The sequence below is a fragment of the Brevundimonas naejangsanensis DSM 23858 genome, from assembly GCF_000421705.1.
In the GTDB taxonomy this organism is placed as follows: Bacteria; Pseudomonadota; Alphaproteobacteria; order Caulobacterales; family Caulobacteraceae; genus Brevundimonas; species Brevundimonas naejangsanensis.
The window spans coordinates 314148-330422 of record NZ_ATXN01000003.1 but is presented as its reverse complement, the minus strand read 5'-3'; the positions used below and the strand labels follow the sequence as shown (position 1 = coordinate 330422).

Sequence of the window (16275 nt, the reverse complement as noted above, 5' to 3'; positions counted from 1 at the left end):
GGCCGCTTTGACGAAGCGAGATAGGCCGGATCATGGGACGCAGCGCCGTGGTCATCGAGTTGATCGAGGACAGCTCCAAGGCCCTGTTCATCAATCTGGCGGGCTCGATCATCCGCGAAATCGAACGCGGTCGGCTCAAGCCTGGCGATCGCCTGCCGGGCACACGGACGCTCGCCCAGTCGCTCGGCGTTCATCGCAACACCATCGACGCCGCCTATCAGGAGCTCATCCTTCAGGGATGGCTGGTCGCCGAAGCGTCGCGCGGCACCTTTGTAGCCCGTGACCTGCCGGATCTCGGCGTTCGGACCTGGGGGCCGCCCAGAAAGTCCCAGACCTCGCCTCTGACCCGCCGCTCCGCCCTGCCGCCTCTCAGATTTTCAGACGGCGCGCCCGACGCGCGGCTTATGCCGGGGGTGGAGCTAGCGCGCGCCTTTCGCCGGGCGGTGTCGGCGGCCGGGCTCAAGCGGCTGACAGGATACGGCGACCCTCGCGGCGCCCCGCCTCTCCGCTCCGCCCTGGCGCGCTATCTGGAGGCAGAACGCGGCCTGACGATCGACGCGGACGACCTGCTGGTGACGCGAGGCAGCCAGATGGCGCTGTTTCTGGTGGCCGGCGCCGCCCTGCAACCCGGCGAAGCGATCGCGGTCGAGGACCCCGGCTATCCCCTGGCCTGGAAGGCGTTCCGAGCGGCCGGAGCCCGCGTTGTCAGCGCCCCGGTGGACGCGCAGGGCCTGGATATCGACCGTTTCGAACAACTTCTGGATCAGGAGCCAGGCGTTCGCGCCGTCTATGTGACGCCGCATCATCAGTATCCCACGACCGTGACCCTCGGCGCCGGGCGTCGGCTTCGGCTGCTCGAAATAGCGCGTCGTCGCGGTCTGATCTTGATCGAGGACGACTATGACCACGAATACCGCTTCGAGGGACGTCCGGTCCTGCCTCTGGCCGCGCGGGCCCTGGCTGACGATCGGGTGGTCCACATCGGGTCGGTGTCCAAACTGCTCGCCCCAGCTTTAAGGATCGGCTACGCGACGGGCCATCCCGACCTGCTCGCCAGGATGACAGACCTGCGCGAAGCCATTGATCGACAAGGCGATATTCCGCTCGAACACGCCTTGGCCAAGCTGATCGACGAAGGCGACCTGGGCCGCCACGCCCGCAAGGCCAGAAAGATCTACGAACATCGCCGCGACCTTCTGGCCGCAGAGATCACCGCCCAACTCGGCGACGCCGTCGCGTTCGACAGCCCCGCCGGGGGCCTGGCCCTCTGGCTGAAGGTCGCCCCCTCTATAGACGCTGCGGCCTGGGCCGAGGCGGCCGAGTGCGCAGGCCTTCTGCTGTCTCATGGCGGACAGCTTCGCCTTGATCAAAGCCGTCCGGCGAACGCCTTCCGCCTGGGCTTCGCCAGCCTGGACGACGCCGAACTGAGGCGCGCCGTCAAACTTCTGCGGGCGGCGCGACCCGCCTGAGACGACTACGACTCAGCCGGTTCCAGAAGCAGGGCCATGATCTCGGCGCCCAGACGCATATCCGACACCGGGCCGAAATGGCGCGCCCTCAGACGCCCCTGGCGATCGACCAGCACCAGGCTGGGCGTGCCCTGCAAATTATAGGCGGTCATGGTCTTCGGCGTCATCACGCGGCCGTCGGACTGCGCGTCGACAGCGACAGGAAACCTGCACCCCTGCTCCGTCAGCCAGCGGGACAGAGCCGCTTCGTCCGTCTGCTGCTCATGGTGTTCGAACACGCTGTGCACGCCCATGACCGCCACTTCGCCAGAGGTGAACGTCTCCACGACGCGCCGGGCCTGCGGCATCGCATAATGGGAACAGCCAGGGCACAGCCGCTGGAAAAACACCAAGCACGCCACCTTCCCGCGCAGGTCTTCCAGCACGACAGGCGATGAGGTGTTGAGCCAGGCGGACGCCTCCACCGGCGGCGCGGGTCGCAAACGCGGCATGATCTTCTCCTCAGCGGCCTCAGATCAGATTGGATGCAACAGGGATCAACACGCCTCACGCTTCAGCTCTGCGGGGCGCGCGTGGAGGCCGGACCTGGAATCGAACCAGGCTGGACGGATTTGCACTCCGCCGCGTAACCGCTCCGCCATCCGGCCCCTGAAGCGCGTCGCATTGACTAGCAGCGCCCCAGGCCAGACGCCTCGTCCGGTTTCAAAGTCCCGACTGGGCCGGTCACGCAACACATCAGGCGTCGCCAGCGCCTCACAGCCTGCCTTGCAGATAAGCGAGCGTCATCATCGCATAGGGTGCGAAGCGAGCCAGCGCATGGAAACGGATGGGTTCCGGCTCCTGCAAATCAACGGACAAGGTCTGGAAGCTGCCGGACGAAAGGCTGCGCGCGACCTCTTCTCCCAGCACGACATTCGTCGGCAGGCCTCGACCATTGCAGGCTTGAATGGCGTAAAGACCGTCATCTACGGCATAGACGCTGGGCAGGAATGACGTGTTCAGCCAGGCCGTGCCGACCCACAGATGTTCAATTCCTTCGCGACCCAGAGACGGGAAATGCCGCATCAATCGCCCCTGAGCCTCGCGCTCATAGGCTTGGCGTCCTTGCAGGGCCGCTGACAAGGGAACGGCGGAGATCAATCGCCCATCCTCGTCGTATCGCGCAGTGAACAGATAGGACTGTTTGTCGGTAAACGATCCGCCTTGCGGCAAGATGGCGGCCCTCTGCGCCATGCTCAACGGCATAGTGGCGAACTCCATCACATGGAGCGGCAAAGTCGTGCGCCTCAGGCGCGGATGCAGTTGCGCATTGCCCCCGTTCGCCGCCAACACGACTTTCGCAGCCCTGATGCTCCCGCCCGCTGTTCTGACGGTCCAACTGGCTCCATCACGCTCGATACCTGCGACAGGGCTATCGCCAAATACATGCGCGCCTCGCTCAATCGCCCGCTCGATCAGACCACAGGCCAAGGCCAGCGGATTCACCTGGCCGCCATCGGCAAAACATAACCCGCCATGATACCGATCAGAACCGAGCGCATCGCGAGTGTGATCCGCATCGACAAAGTCGACGGCGAAACCCCTCGCCTGCCACTGCTTTGCCTGAAGCCGCTGCTCTTGCGCCAAGGCCGGGGTGTGCGCGGGTGTCCAAAAGCCATCCTGGCGCGCGTCGCAAGCGATATCCAGACTGCGGATCAGATCGAAGAGCTGTGCGGCGGATCCCCCGATCAACTGCGTAAGGCGCGCTCCACGTTCCAGACCGAAAGCCTTATCGGCTCTGTCCGGGGTCATTCCGATAAAGTTCGGTGCCACCAGGCCGCCGCTCTGTCCTGTGGCGCCCGCTCCGGGCTGCTCAGCCTCAAGAACAGCCACATTCACGCCGGCTGAAGCCAGATGAAGAGCAGTCGAGGCGCCGGCCACACCTGCGCCGATTACGACCACATCCGCAGAACGATCCGCGGTCAGGGGCGCATAACGTTCGGGCGCGGAGGCAAGATAGGTCCACAGGGAACGGCGCAGGGAAACCCCGCCTCCGCCTGATGGCTGAGACTGCATATAGATCACCAGAAACTTGACCGCGTCGGCGCCGCTACAGGCGCCAACTTTCGGCCTACTCGATAGAAAGCTTGGACAGGTTGCCGATCAGGCGCTTGAGTATGCGAGTCAGCTCATCCAGGTCCGCAGCTTCCAGACCGGCGACTGCACGTTGCAACTGACGGCTGGCCAATTTCATCACCTCAGCCGACAAGGCCTTACCGCCAGGCGTCAGATAGACATCCGTGATCCGGTTGTCGTCTGCGTTCAGGAAGGTCTCAACCCATCCCTCACGGCCCATCCGCGTCAAGGCGCGGCTCACTGTCGATCTCTTCAGCAAGGAGAGATGAGCAAGCTCTTTGATGTTGATCGGACTCTTCTGCATCAGAACCGTGAGAATACGGTACGTGGCGCGGTCCAGATCGAATTTCAAAATCGCCTTATCAAGATCTTCATGATACTTGAACTCGGCATGAGCAATTAAGTAAAATGGCGACGAAAAAAGATCGAAGCTGTCTTTTGCGGGGTCATTTTTATCTGGAAGCATCGCCTCTCTCTCGCGCTTCAATTTCATTCCCCTATGCCCGAGCAATCTGAGGAGACGGCTTCGAGAAATAGCGCCGCGCCAGCGTCATGAAAATAAACGCTATCGGCAAGGCGACAGGCGTATTCATGATCATGGGCAGCGACATCTCATTACTCCCGATGATCGATACGGCGATATAGATAGCGGTCCCCTCCTGGCGGATAAGGTGCTCGACGCCGATCGCAGTGTTTTCGGGACCAGACAGGTTCATGAAACGGCATAACATCAGCACTGCGCCCAGGGTCAGAACATTGATGGCGACCGTTATCCACAATAGCTGTCCAAAATGATCTCGGATCATTGGAATCTGATCGACCAGTATAAAGCCGAACGCCGTGAAGAGAACAATGGCCCCGATCAGCTTCACGGGCCCCTTCAACTTCAAAGCAATAGCCGGATTATAATGCCGAAGAATGAAGCCCGCGCCGGCAGGAAGGATGGTTATGGAGAAAATCTGCCAGACAAAAGAGCCGAGAGGGACGGATACATCGGCCTGAACACCCATGAAATGGGACAGCGCAAGGTGAGCATAGAAGGGCACCACCAAAATATAGATAAGACTGACGATAATCGTCAGTGACATCGAAAGCGCCAGATCGCCCTTTGCCATATCGGTAAATAGGTTCGACAGCATCCCGCCTGGACACGTCGCCAGCAGCACAAATCCAACAGCCAAGGCTGCGCTGGGAGCAAACAGCGTGGCCATGGTCACCCCGATAACCGGGGGAATGATCAGCATCGCCGCAACACCTACGGCGAGCGCCTTCCGATTGCCGAAGACCGCCTGAAAGTCACGGACCGTCAAAGACAGGCCCATGGCGAACATGATGCAGATGAGGGAGCCGGGAAGGACCCAGTCTCCCAACAGGCTCATGATAGTGATCTCATTCATTCTCGCTGCGCCCCGATCAGTCCGTCTGAATGACGAGGCGGCATGCACCATTACGCCGAATGCTCTTCATATCGGCCTGCGCCTTCGCCAGGTCTTCCTGCACGATACGCGCGCAGACATTGGCTCTCAGCCAGCCGAACGGCATCAGCAGCCGCCCGCCCTCCCCGTAGAAGAGTCCGATGTCGAAGAAGGGCCCCGGCGGCAAACCCTTCAACGTACGTGCGCCCGCATAGGCCAGGACAATCTCGCCAACCGCAGGAAACGACGTTGCGTTCTCCTCCGGTATGACTCGACATGACAGATCCTCCGGCAGCGTCGCCGCCGGCATGGGGACGGAAATTTCCGGACCGGTCCACATGGCGTGGATCGCGTCGAAGCTCAGCCCTCGTTCCGCCAGTTCCCAAAAGAAAGCCGCCGACTCGGGCGCTTCGTTCTCCAAAAGATCGCAACGCGCGGACAGTCCTGAGCGCTCTTCAACAAATCGGATCCGACGCATTTCATCTCCCTCCGTCAGCGGAACGTTTCATGCTCACGCCGACTCCTTAATATGACCTTATTCGCATGATTTTGGTTATATTGTACAGAGCCCGGGCGCCCTGATCGGGCTAGCGCCGCTGGAAGTATTCCGACTTGAGCAAGCTGATCGGCACATTGCCGTTAAGCCAGAGGAAGTCATGAAACGCCTTCAGATCAAACGCATCGCCCTTACGCACCCGCGCTTCGGCCAGAAACTCAAGCGTCTGCAGCTTGCCGATCTGATAGCTGATCGCCTGGCCGGGCGCTGCGGCGAAGAAGACGGCTTCTTCCTCGGCGGTCTGCCGATCCATCGGCACCATGGTTTCCAGATAGTCGGCCGCCTGCGCGATGGTGAACTCGCCCAGGGCCAGTTTCACGTCCACCTCGACGCGCAAAGCGCGAAGACGCCCGAAGTTATAAATCACCTCGCGACTTTGAGGCGTTCCGTCGAAGAGACCCGCCTGCAGCATCATTTCCTCGGCGTAGAAGCCGGTCCCCTCGTTCGCGCCTGAATCATAATAGTGGCGCCGCAAGGGGTTGGGGTGGGACCAGGAGGTCGCCAACTGGAAATAATGCCCAGGCACTCCCTCATGCACGATGATCGGCTTCGGATCGCGCGTGATCGACAGATTGAAATAGCCCAGATTTGGCGACGGATCAGGCAGATAGACCGTCGCATTTTCGTCCAGACGATGCTGGCTCGTCAGATCAAAGGTTCGACCCAGCCAGCCGATCGGGCGCAGATAATCTGGAAAGGGCTGAGCGTTGTAGTGGCCCACGCCGTTGTTCACAGACAGCAGGCCCTCCGCCTCCAGGAAAGCGCGAACGTCTAGTTCTTCGACATCCAGGCGACTTGTCACCGCGTCGATAGGCGTCCGGATCGGCAGCGGCTCAAGCGCCCGATTGCGATTGCGTTCCAGTTCCTCGAACTGAACCATGCGCGCCCATTCCTGACGGCCCATGAGCTGAAGCTGTTCGGGCGAATAGGGATAGACCGCAACTTCCCGCAGGAAGAACTCATATCCTTCGCGACCGACCGCCGTCTGTTGCAGCAGCCCATCCTGACGGCTGACGACGAAATCTCTATAGGCTTCAAAGGCCGTCAATGCGCGATCGACCGCAGCATCCAGCCGCGCCTTGCGACGCCGATCAGCATAGGGCTTCAGACCCTCAGCCATGCCGCGCAGGCTGGCCGGCACGTCTTCCAACTGACCAAGAGCCGCAGCCGCAAAGGGAGAACGCATGTCATCCAGATTGGCCTTGCCCGCCTCCAGCACGGCCGGAGCCGCCTCCAGCAGGCGCAGCACCGTGTCGATTCTGTCCGCCTGAACCGGCGGCGGCGGCAGCAGCGCCTCAAAGATCGGGAGCAGGGCCTGCTCGATGTAGAAATGCGGCTGGCGACGCCAGGCCGCGACGTGATCGAGTTCCCAACGCACACGCGCAAGGGCAGAGCCGACCAGCCTATGGTCCGTTGCCGCCTCCGCTCCATTTGCTTCGCCTGCCAGCGCCTGCCAACGGGCCTCATAGGCGTCAAGGCGGCGATAGCGTTCCTCGATCGACGTCGCGCTCCAATCCGGCACCCAGACCGCAGGGCGAACGATACGAGGGATATCATCTCCCGAAGCCGGCTGCGTCTGGGCCCGCCAGGCCCAGAAGTCCGCCCCCAATTCGGCGACCGTTTCAGCCGATGCGGCCGAGCCTGCGCACAAGATCAGAGCCGCAGAGATTCCCGCCAGAACGCGCCTCATTTGACGCCTCCATCTGTGTCAGGCCGCAGCGCGCGGTTGAAGAAATCCACCATCTTTTTGAAGGCGTAACGGGTCTGGGCGAGATTGTCGGTCGCCCAGCTGTGGCTGCCCCCCGGAATCGTCAACACCTCATGAGGGGTCTCCGCGGCGATCAGCTTTTCCACGACCGCGACCGTGTCGGCATAGAGCACCACCTGATCGCGAGTGCCGTGGATGATCATCACCGGATCCTGAATGCCCTGGACCTGATAGAGCGCAGACTGAGCCTCGTAACGCGCCGGCATGTCCTCTCCGTCCGGCGGCCCCATGATCCACATTTGCGAAGGATAGGCGTGCCAGACATTGGTGGCCGGCGCGCCCGCTATGCCGACGGCATAGACATCCGGTTTCTTCGACAGCGACATCAGGGTCATCAGTCCGCCGTAGCTGGACCCCCATATGCCGACGCGCGCCGGATCGACCATGCCCTGCGCGACCAGGTGGCGGACCCCGCTCTCCAGATCGTCAATGTCCATCGTGCCGTAGGAATGATGCATGCGCTTGGCGTGCGCGCGCCCCTGCCCCCAGCTTCCGGCGATATTGACGTTCAGGACGATATAGCCCTGAGCCGCGAGATGCTGATCAAGCCCCCAGGTCGGGTGCGCGCGGCGGCCGCCCCACTGGTTCTTCACAGCGTCTGAATAGACCGATCCGACGATCAGCGGATAAAAGCGGGACGCATCATAATTCGGCGGCATGGTCAGGCGGCCCAACAATTGGGCGCCGTCCACATGGCTTTCGAACATGACATAACGGATGTCCGCCCAGTCGAACCGATCGAAATCCGGCTGAGGTGATCGCGTGACCTGCACGGCTCGCCCGCCCTGCGTGTCGAACACGAAGAGCTCCGGCGGCGTATTGTCTTCAGAAAAGAAACTCGCGACGCGGCGATGATCCGGTGAGAAAACTGGAGCATGCACGCCCGGCCGATCCGGGCTGACACGTTCGACAGGCCCGCCAGCCGCAGGGACCCGATACAATTGCCGCTCCGCCAGGTGCGATTGGTTCGAGGTGAAGTAGATTTGGCGGTTATCATAGTCGACTTGGAACTGTTCGATCTCCCACTCGCCGTCGGTCAGGCGTTTCAGCGGCTGCCCCCCTGACCGCTGGTGATAGAGGTGCAGGTATCCGTCCCGGTCCGTCAGGATGATCAGACCATCGTCATCCGGAGCCCAGGCCGCGCGCCAGTCCGGCCGCGTGTGGCCAAAATCGTACTCGTGATAAAAGACCTCCAGGGGGCCCGTCGCCGTGTCGGCCATGTAGATGATGTGGTCATCGGCCAGTTGGTCCGAACTGTTGATGAACAGCCGGCTTCCGTCCGTGTTTATCCCGATATCCCAGATATGGTGATCGTCGGCCGGACGTTCGAAATACCGGACCCCGCTCGCCGACAGGTCGACAACGCCCGCCGTGAACAAGGTGGTCGGCTCGCCGGGAAATGGCCGAGCTACCCGACTGACCTGCGCCTGCCCGCCGCTGGCGTCGTAGTGAATGTCACGAACCGGCAAAGGACGATTGTCGGCGCGAACGAACGCAATGTGCGAACCGTCGCCAGAGTAGCTGAACTGCTCGATATAGACCTTGGGGTCCTCGTAGCCAACTACATGACGTGAGGAGATATCGGCCTGCGCCGACACCGGCCTGATCCACAGGCCGCCTCCAGCCAGATAGCGATCCGCGCGGGAATCTATGGCGCCCCCGGAGACATAGGCCAGGCTCCGGCCATCCGGAGAGAGCGTGAGCTGACGGATGGCGCCTTTGTCGGATTCGATCCGGCGCCCCTCTCCTGAGGCTTCACGATGATACAACTCGCCCTGCAGGACGTAGAAGATCGAGCCATCGTCGTTCATGACGACCTGGCTGACCCCAGCGCCCGCTGCTTCAGCACTCCCCAGATGCGTCAAGCGGGTCTTGTCGCCCGTCGCAGGATCGAAAACCCAGACGTCACGGAACGGATATCCTTCCTCGTTCCAGAGGAAAGCGACCCGAGAACCGTCCGGCGACCAGGCAAAACCTTCGGGCGTCGTGCCGACCAGACTCTGCGTCCGATAAAGGTTGTCGATCGACATGTGAGGGGCGGCGGCGCTGGCGATCTGAGACGCCTCCGCCGCCCACGCCGCGCTCGCAGGCGCAGCCATTACAACCGCCATCGCTGCAGCGGCCATCAAACCCTTTATACGCATCATCCCCTCACTCAATCGAAAGCTCTCCCGAGACCAGGCTGCAGAATTTCGAGAAAAAAGGGGACGGACGCCGCCGTCCCCTTTCCAACACCAGGCGATCAGAACCGCGCGCGGACGCCGATGTTGAAGCGCCGCCCGAGGACGTCATAGGTCTGACGTTCGTGCAGATACGGCGGCTCCTGATCCAACAGATTGTCGATGCCGCCATACAGGGTGACGCGCTCGTTCACTTCCCAGTCGCCGCTCAGATCCACATAGTGAGTGGCAGGCGCGACAGGCTTGGCCAGCTTGGGCATAGCGGTCCCGGCGGCGATGGCGGCGGCATAACGACCATCCGTCACCTCCCCAATGTAGCGATGACGCAGCGACACGCTGGCCGGGCCATGCTCCCACGTCAGACGTTGGGTAAAGCGCCATTCCGGGTTGGCGCTGGCGCAACCTCCATTGGCCACATAGCCCGCGCAATCGATGGGATTGACGACGGGGCTGCCCTGAATCGTGTTCTCAAGCAGGTAGCTGCCGGCGATGAAGTAGGTCAGATCACCCCAGCTATCCAGCGAATGTCGATAGTCGACACGGAAGTCGACGCCCTTCGACGCGATGTCCGCGATGTTCTGGTTGAGCATCGGGAGATCTTGCAGCTGGCCGTCCGGGTTCCGGTTACGCAACGGAACGCAGAACGGGTTGTCCAACCGCATGTCAGCCTGACAGGCTGCAATAGTCGTCGGCAGTCCGCCGCCGAAGTTGGCGATCGCATCCTGAATTTGGATATCATAGTAGTCGAGGGTCAGCGTCGCATTGTTCAGGAAATGCGGCTGATAGACGAGACCCAGGGACCAGGTGTCCGAGGTCTCGACGCCCAGGTTTGGATTCCCCCCCGTGATGATGCGAATTTGAGTGTTTTCCTGCTGGAAAACATCAATCACCTGGGTCGGAACACCGAGTTGCAGGCAGAAGGCGCGTTCCGCCGCCGTGCGACCCGGACCGGCATTACAGAAGTCCGTCGCCACGGGCGCAGTGTTGGTCTGCCCAGAATACAGCTCAGTCACGTTCGGAGCGCGAACAGCTCGCTGCACCAGACCGCGGAACTTCAGGCCCGGCATCGGAGAGTATTCCCCACCGTACTTGTAGGACGTGACGGCCCCGGCGGTCGAATAGTCCGAAAAACGGATACCGCCCTCAAAGGCCAGCATCTCAATGCCTCGCCGATCGGCAATCAACGGCACATAGGCTTCCGCATAGATTTCCGAGACATCATATCCGCCGCCCGTCGGCTGCATCCCAGCCGACCGCGAAATGGCCTTGCCCTGGATATACAAGGCGTCCGGATTGAATTGGGCGCTCTCTTCGCGACGCTCGATGCCGACAGCGATGCCGAGATCACCGGCAGGCAGGGTGAACAGGGTCCCCGCAATGCTGGCGCCGAACTGCTTCTGCTCGACCTCATTACGGTTAGTCAGCGTCACGCCGTAATAGTCGCGCATCTCCTGAGTGAGGGAGTTCAGACCGAACGGGTTTATGGTGACGCACTTCGGGTCGCCGTTAGCGCACTTATAAGGATCGTTCGGATTGGTCAGGAACATTGCCGCGAAGTTATCGATCAGCAAGCCGCCGCCCTGAACTTCCGTCAGCTCATTCCGACCATAGTTGTAGAAGACGTCCCAGCTCATGCCATTGGCCAGAGTGCCTTCAAGGCCAAAGACCGTCCGGTAGAAATTGCGCGTCTGATCGTTTGTTCGCGGTCCGGATTCCACGATGCGGCGATTGATATTCACCGGAACCAGGTTGTCGCCATCCTGGTCGAGATTGGTGCTCAGGAAGTTACGCAGATCGCCGGGGAGGTAGGGATTGCGCAGGTCAAGCTGGAAGCCAGGGATGAAGCCTGAAGACCCCATCGGCAGGGCGCCCAGGGTCGAATTTACGGCCGTGCGCGCGAAGGACACTTCTCCATAAGCACGGACAGCATCCGTCAGATCATACTTGAAATGAGTATTGGCCTGGAACCGCTCCATCGGCAGTTGAATATTGCCGACCGGACGGTCGTTATAGCCGTCTGACGCCTGATAGGCGCGCCACCCTTCTGGAGCAAAGAAAATACCGGAGCCAGTAATCGTGGCGCCGAAAGGATCCTTCAGCCCCACCAGGCCCGGCGCTACAAGCGTGCCCTGCGGCGTGACCGCATTGCCGCCGGGCACAAGGACCGGATTACCATTGGCGTCCAAGGCGTCAACCAGATATTCAGACGTATAGTCCCGCGCCGCGCCAGTCGTCTGCTCTCGGTCGAAGTAGTTTAAGTATCCAACAATATTGCCGCGACCGTCGGCGAAGTTGGTCCCAACAGTAAAGTCAACGTTGACCCGCGCAGAGTCTCCATGTTGGGTGACGCCATACTGAACACCCAGCTCAGCGCCTTCAAAATCGTCCTTCATGATGAAGTTGACGACCCCGGCCATGGCGTCCGAACCATAAACAGCCGAGGCGCCGCCCGTTGCTACCTCAACGCGACTGACCAGAGACGGCGGGATGATGTTCAGGTCCACGACCCCGTCATTGCCTGAACCGACCACGCGGCGACCATTTACCAGGACCAGGGTGCGAACCGCGCCCAGATTACGCAGATCGACCGTCGCCGTGCCGTTTCCGGGATTGTTGGACTGAGCGCCGAAGCCGGCCACAACCTGCGGCAAGGTATTGAGCACCTGTTCCACCTCGCCGGTCCGAGAGCGCGCGATCTCTTCCGACGAAACGACAGACACCGGGCTGTTCGAAACGACGTCCGGACGCGGGATGCGCGACCCTGTCACGACAATATCGGCGACGCTGGACGCTTCTTCTTCCGATTGCGCGACCGCAGTCGACGCAAACGCCGTCACGGACAAGATGGCTGCCCCACACAGCAGCGACGCCCTGAATCCAAACACTCGATTATTCATTAGCTCCACCTCCATTTTGCGTCCGCCCCCTTCGGCGGCGGCAACGCTGAATCCGCACTCGGCCTGGATGCCGACATGCCGCCGCCCCTCCATGCCTCCCCTCGTCCCTCACGACGCTCTACATACCCATAAGCGTGTGATTTTGGTTATATTGTCATTCTGTATATGGACAAATTCCCGATCGTCAAGCGACCAGCGCTCGCCAGACAATTTCCACAACCATCTTCAGAAACCATCCAGCCAGCAATTTTCTATCAACACACACTTAATTGAAGCATCAATCTCTCGATATTGGCGCGGCAAAAATACTTTATCTCTAAAATAATTTTATGCAATCATCACCGAAATCGTATTACTTTGGTTATTCCAAAATGGAGGAGGGAGATTTCATGACCAAAGCGCGCCTATTCGCACTCAGCCTGACAGCCATCGGAGCTTTATCCATTGCGTCCGGAGCAACGGCCAGAATCACTACACCCGACGCGCAGGCCCAGGCTGGAGCGAGTCATTCCCAGTACAGCGCCCTGGTGAACCTGTTCGCCGAGTTTCGCGCCGTGACGGCGGACCAAGGCGTCGGCCCCTGGCCTGACCACAGCCCCGCCGCCAGCCAGCGCCGCCTTTCAGAACTTCAGGCCCTGCAGGCGCGCCTTGCGTCCCTGGAACCCGGTTCGTGGCAACGGTCCGAAAAGGTCGACTATCTGGCCGTACGCGCCCAGATGGACCAGCGCGACTTTCTGTTGCAGGTCACCAAGCCTTGGGCCCGTGATCCGGGCTATTACATCGATCAACTACAACAGCTCGCCTATACGAACCTCCCGCTCGCAGACGATGAAAAAGCCGCCTTCCGCGCACGCCTGGAGGCCATCCCGGCCTTTCTGACTCAGGCTCGGATCAATCTGGACACAGTCGCTGCCGACTACGCCGATCTAGCCATTCACAACCTGTCGAACGGCGACGGCGTCGGCCATGGCATGCCCTATCGAGCGGTCGAACCCGCCGGGCTGATGGGATGGTATGCTGATCTGGAGCAACGGGCAGCGACAGACCAGCCGGAACTGCTTCCCGCCATCCAGGCCTCGCGTAGAGCCATAGCTGACTACCAGGACTGGTTAATCAGGAATCGTCCTGCGATGACGGGAAAGGCCGGCGTCGGGCGCAAAGCCTATGACTGGTTCCTGACCAATGTCCGACTGATGCCCTACGACTCGGATCAGATCGTTGATCTCGCCCAACGTGAACTGGATCGAACCTGGGCCTTCTATGTATTGGAACGTCATCGCAATCGCGATCTGCCGGAGCTCGACCTGCCGACCTCGGCGGAGGCCTACCATGAGCAACTGGCCGGCAGCGACTCCCTGATCCGCAAATGGCTGGTCGAGGAAGGGTTCATCACCATTCCCGACTTCGTGCCGCAGACCTGGCAGGAGATGGGCTTCAACGCGCCCTGGGTCGTTCGCCGCGACGGGCCAATGTTCTGGGAGCAGATCATGTACCGGGACGTCTCCCCCGATCATCTGCACGCGACCATTCCCGGACACCGTTTTGACGGCCACATGGCCCGGCGCGTGACCCATCCGATCCGCGCGCACATAAGCGACAGCGGCCGGACCGAAGGCTGGGGCCTTTATGTCGAAGAAGTCCCGTTGCAACTGGGCCTGTTCGATGAGCGCCCCCGGACGCGGGAATTCATCTATGTCTTCGGCCTGTTTCGCGCCGCGCGCACCATCGGCGATGTCCGCATGCAGCGCAACGAAATGACCGTCGAGCAAACCATGGAATACTGGAAGACGTGGACGCCGTTCCTCGACGATAACGTGGCTCGGGTCGATGCCGCCATCTATCTGCGCCGACCGCCCGGCTATGGGATGAGCTATACGGTCGGAATGTTCCAGCTGCAGAAACTGCTCGTGGATCGCGCTCGACAACTGGGCGATCAATTCGTGCTGAAAGACTTCCACGACTACCTGATGCGCGCAGGCCGCCTCCCCGTGTCTTTGTTGCGTTACGACCTGACGGGTTACGACGACGAAATATCAAAGCTGTGGGATCACACTCCGCTGTGCGAGGTCGACCTGAGCCAGGATTGACCAAAAGAAAGGGCGGGTCTGCAACAGACCCGCCCGTTTTTTACGCTCAGGCTTCAGCCCCGCCTAAGGACGCGGCTGCGGTATAGGCGGCGCCTGACGCATTTCACGCACTTCATCGTCTCGGCCGGTCATCTCCCAACGGATAAGCGAGATAGGCAAGGCGCCCGAAGCACGGAATTCGTCGTGAAAACGGCCCAGGACAAAGTCGTCACGCTGATCCATGAACCGCTCAGAGAGCAGCTTCTCGAGCTCAACCTTGCCCATGTAATAGCCGATGCCATAGCCGGGCTGGCGCAGGTAAAGCTCGATATCGAAGGCGGCGATGGCGTCATCAGCCTCCATCCATCGAGGCGTGCCTTTCACCAAAGCGTCCTTCGCCTGAGCATAGGTCCAGCGGTTGGCGTGCATGTTCAGTTCGGGTTCCAGCCTGGCCGCGCGCTTGGCTGCGAGCACATAATCGATTTCGCGTCCCGTAGGCCGGCCGTCCAGCATGCCCATCTGCAGGATCAGTTCCTCCAGATAGAAGGCCCATCCTTCGGACCGCACGCCGCTGACAAAGAACAGCCGGGGCTTTCCGCGGATCGGACGTTCGTCCCGCATCCATTCCAGATGATCGAAGGCATGACCCGGCAGGTTATGAGCCCGTAACGGTCGCGGATCACGGAACTCGGCCTGAAAAAAGAAGTGCAGATCAAGCGGCGGCTCAAACAGGCCCTTTCGAGCCGGATCGCGTTCCGACGGCAGGATGTAAGGCCCCTCATCAGGATTGTATCTCAGATAATCCGGCACAGTGACGATCTGATTGTCGCGCAGAAAGGCCAGCAGTTCGTTGTCCGCTTCCTCCCGATTCCGGTCGAACCCCTCACGCGATCCAACGGGTTCAACCTGGGCAAGGTTGCGGTTCCGGTGTGCTTCCATAGCCAGCCAGCCGGTCGTCCGCTGATGCTCTCGCTGACCGATGATGCGGATTTCATCGGCGCTATAAGGAAACAGCAGGACGTACTTCAGATACCAGTCGTAGTTGGCGTCGCCGACACCAGCATAAACCGGAAGGTCCGCCTGGATTTCCTTCAACCAATCCCGGAACTCACGTGACGCCTCAGCCGCCGCTAACGCAGGCTGAACCAGTTCCGGATGATGAAGACGCGCCTGTTCCGCCAGACGCGAAAAGACATTGATCTCTACATCCTTCTGAATGATGGCCAACATCGCCAGATCACGATGCGGATCGGTCAGATTGCGCCGCGCCTGTGCAAGAATGGCTGGCGCCACTTCTAGGCTCGCCTTCAGCTGAGCGACCGCCGGAGCGGCGATCGGAAGCTGCGGCACATCAAAGGCGTTATGGAGCTTGGGCCCAAAGCCCAGGTTGGTGACGCTGTAATAGGCGGGATCGCGTTTCCACGGCTGAAGAACGCGATGCTGGAACTCCATTCCCCGCATCTCGGCGAGCACCAGCATGTAATCCGCCCGTTCCGACACCGGCCAGCGCGAATCGTCGATAGCCTCCAGCCGCGCCTGAAGCGCTTCAAGCGCTTCAAACTGACGCTCCATCGCGAGGGGCGTATAGTCCGGCACGCCGCGTTTGATCGCTGGCTGCGTCAGACTGCGGAACTCGTCATAGAGACCTATCAGGGCCGCATGATCACTTGCGCCGGCGACGCCGGCGCCCCCCCAGGCCAACACCAGCGCCAAAGCGCCGGCGAGCTGACCTACCCTCATCTTTTTCATCTGGTTTCCCCTCTCCTGCCAAATAGATCGCCCCTGCATCGCCTTTCCCTCCGGGCGATG

The 16275-nt window shown here is 60.9% G+C and carries 11 protein-coding genes and 1 tRNA gene; 2 read left to right on the top strand and 10 right to left on the bottom strand.

All coding sequences use genetic code 11. From position 1 onward, the window contains the following. Window positions 1-32 precede the first annotated feature (32 nt). On the top strand, window positions 33-1469 hold the full coding sequence (gene pdxR / locus H556_RS0109045) for a MocR-like pyridoxine biosynthesis transcription factor PdxR (RefSeq protein WP_024354122.1): 1437 nt from the start codon (window positions 33-35) through the stop codon (window positions 1467-1469). Window positions 1470-1474: 5 nt separating this feature from the next. Here pdxR and H556_RS0109040 read toward each other — a convergent pair whose 3' ends face one another. The 9 genes from H556_RS0109040 to H556_RS0109000 all read right to left on the bottom strand — a co-directional run bounded on the left by H556_RS0109040 (window position 1475) and on the right by H556_RS0109000 (window position 12493). Next, entirely contained in the window at window positions 1475-1960 is a 486-nt protein-coding gene (locus tag H556_RS0109040) for a peroxiredoxin family protein (protein ID WP_024354121.1), read from the bottom strand. Between the two features lie 82 nt (window positions 1961-2042). Next, window positions 2043-2116 (bottom strand) — tRNA-Cys (locus tag H556_RS0109035). A gap of 106 nt (window positions 2117-2222) precedes the next feature. Continuing rightward, window positions 2223-3524 carry an NAD(P)/FAD-dependent oxidoreductase gene (locus H556_RS0109030; RefSeq protein ID WP_245559463.1) on the bottom strand — a complete coding sequence of 434 codons (1302 nt, stop codon included), beginning with the start codon at window positions 3522-3524 and terminating at the stop codon, window positions 2223-2225. Between the two features lie 55 nt (window positions 3525-3579). Further along, entirely contained in the window at window positions 3580-4077 is a 498-nt protein-coding gene (locus H556_RS0109025; RefSeq protein WP_024354119.1) for a MarR family winged helix-turn-helix transcriptional regulator, read from the bottom strand. Window positions 4078-4081: 4 nt separating this feature from the next. Next, entirely contained in the window at window positions 4082-4963 is an 882-nt protein-coding gene (locus H556_RS0109020; RefSeq protein WP_162140910.1) for a bile acid:sodium symporter family protein, read from the bottom strand. A gap of 34 nt (window positions 4964-4997) precedes the next feature. After that, window positions 4998-5477, bottom strand: a complete 480-nt coding sequence (locus tag H556_RS0109015; protein WP_024354117.1) for a DUF3830 family protein — start codon at window positions 5475-5477, stop codon at window positions 4998-5000. 109 nt (window positions 5478-5586) lie between these two features. After that, the gene (locus H556_RS0109010) at window positions 5587-7245 is read right to left on the bottom strand and encodes a DUF885 family protein (protein ID WP_024354116.1); all 1659 of its coding nucleotides are present in this window, start codon (window positions 7243-7245) and stop codon (window positions 5587-5589) included. After that, on the bottom strand, window positions 7242-9449 hold the full coding sequence (locus tag H556_RS0109005; RefSeq protein ID WP_162140909.1) for a prolyl oligopeptidase family serine peptidase: 2208 nt from the start codon (window positions 9447-9449) through the stop codon (window positions 7242-7244). Before H556_RS0109005 ends, H556_RS0109010 begins: the two co-directional genes overlap by 4 nt. A 116-nt stretch (window positions 9450-9565) precedes the next feature. After that, window positions 9566-12493 (bottom strand): TonB-dependent receptor plug domain-containing protein, encoded by a 2928-nt coding sequence (locus H556_RS0109000; RefSeq protein WP_081650929.1) that lies wholly within the window; start codon window positions 12491-12493, stop codon window positions 9566-9568. Window positions 12494-12789: 296 nt separating this feature from the next. Between H556_RS0109000 and H556_RS0108995 the strand changes: the two genes are divergently transcribed. Beyond that, on the top strand, window positions 12790-14487 hold the full coding sequence (locus H556_RS0108995; protein ID WP_162140908.1) for a DUF885 family protein: 1698 nt from the start codon (window positions 12790-12792) through the stop codon (window positions 14485-14487). A gap of 63 nt (window positions 14488-14550) precedes the next feature. On the opposite strand, the gene H556_RS0108990 is transcribed toward H556_RS0108995, so the two are convergent. Further along, window positions 14551-16215: a DUF885 family protein gene (locus H556_RS0108990; protein WP_035302843.1), complete on the bottom strand. Its 1665-nt coding sequence runs from the start codon at window positions 16213-16215 to the stop codon at window positions 14551-14553. Window positions 16216-16275: the final 60 nt, after the last annotated feature.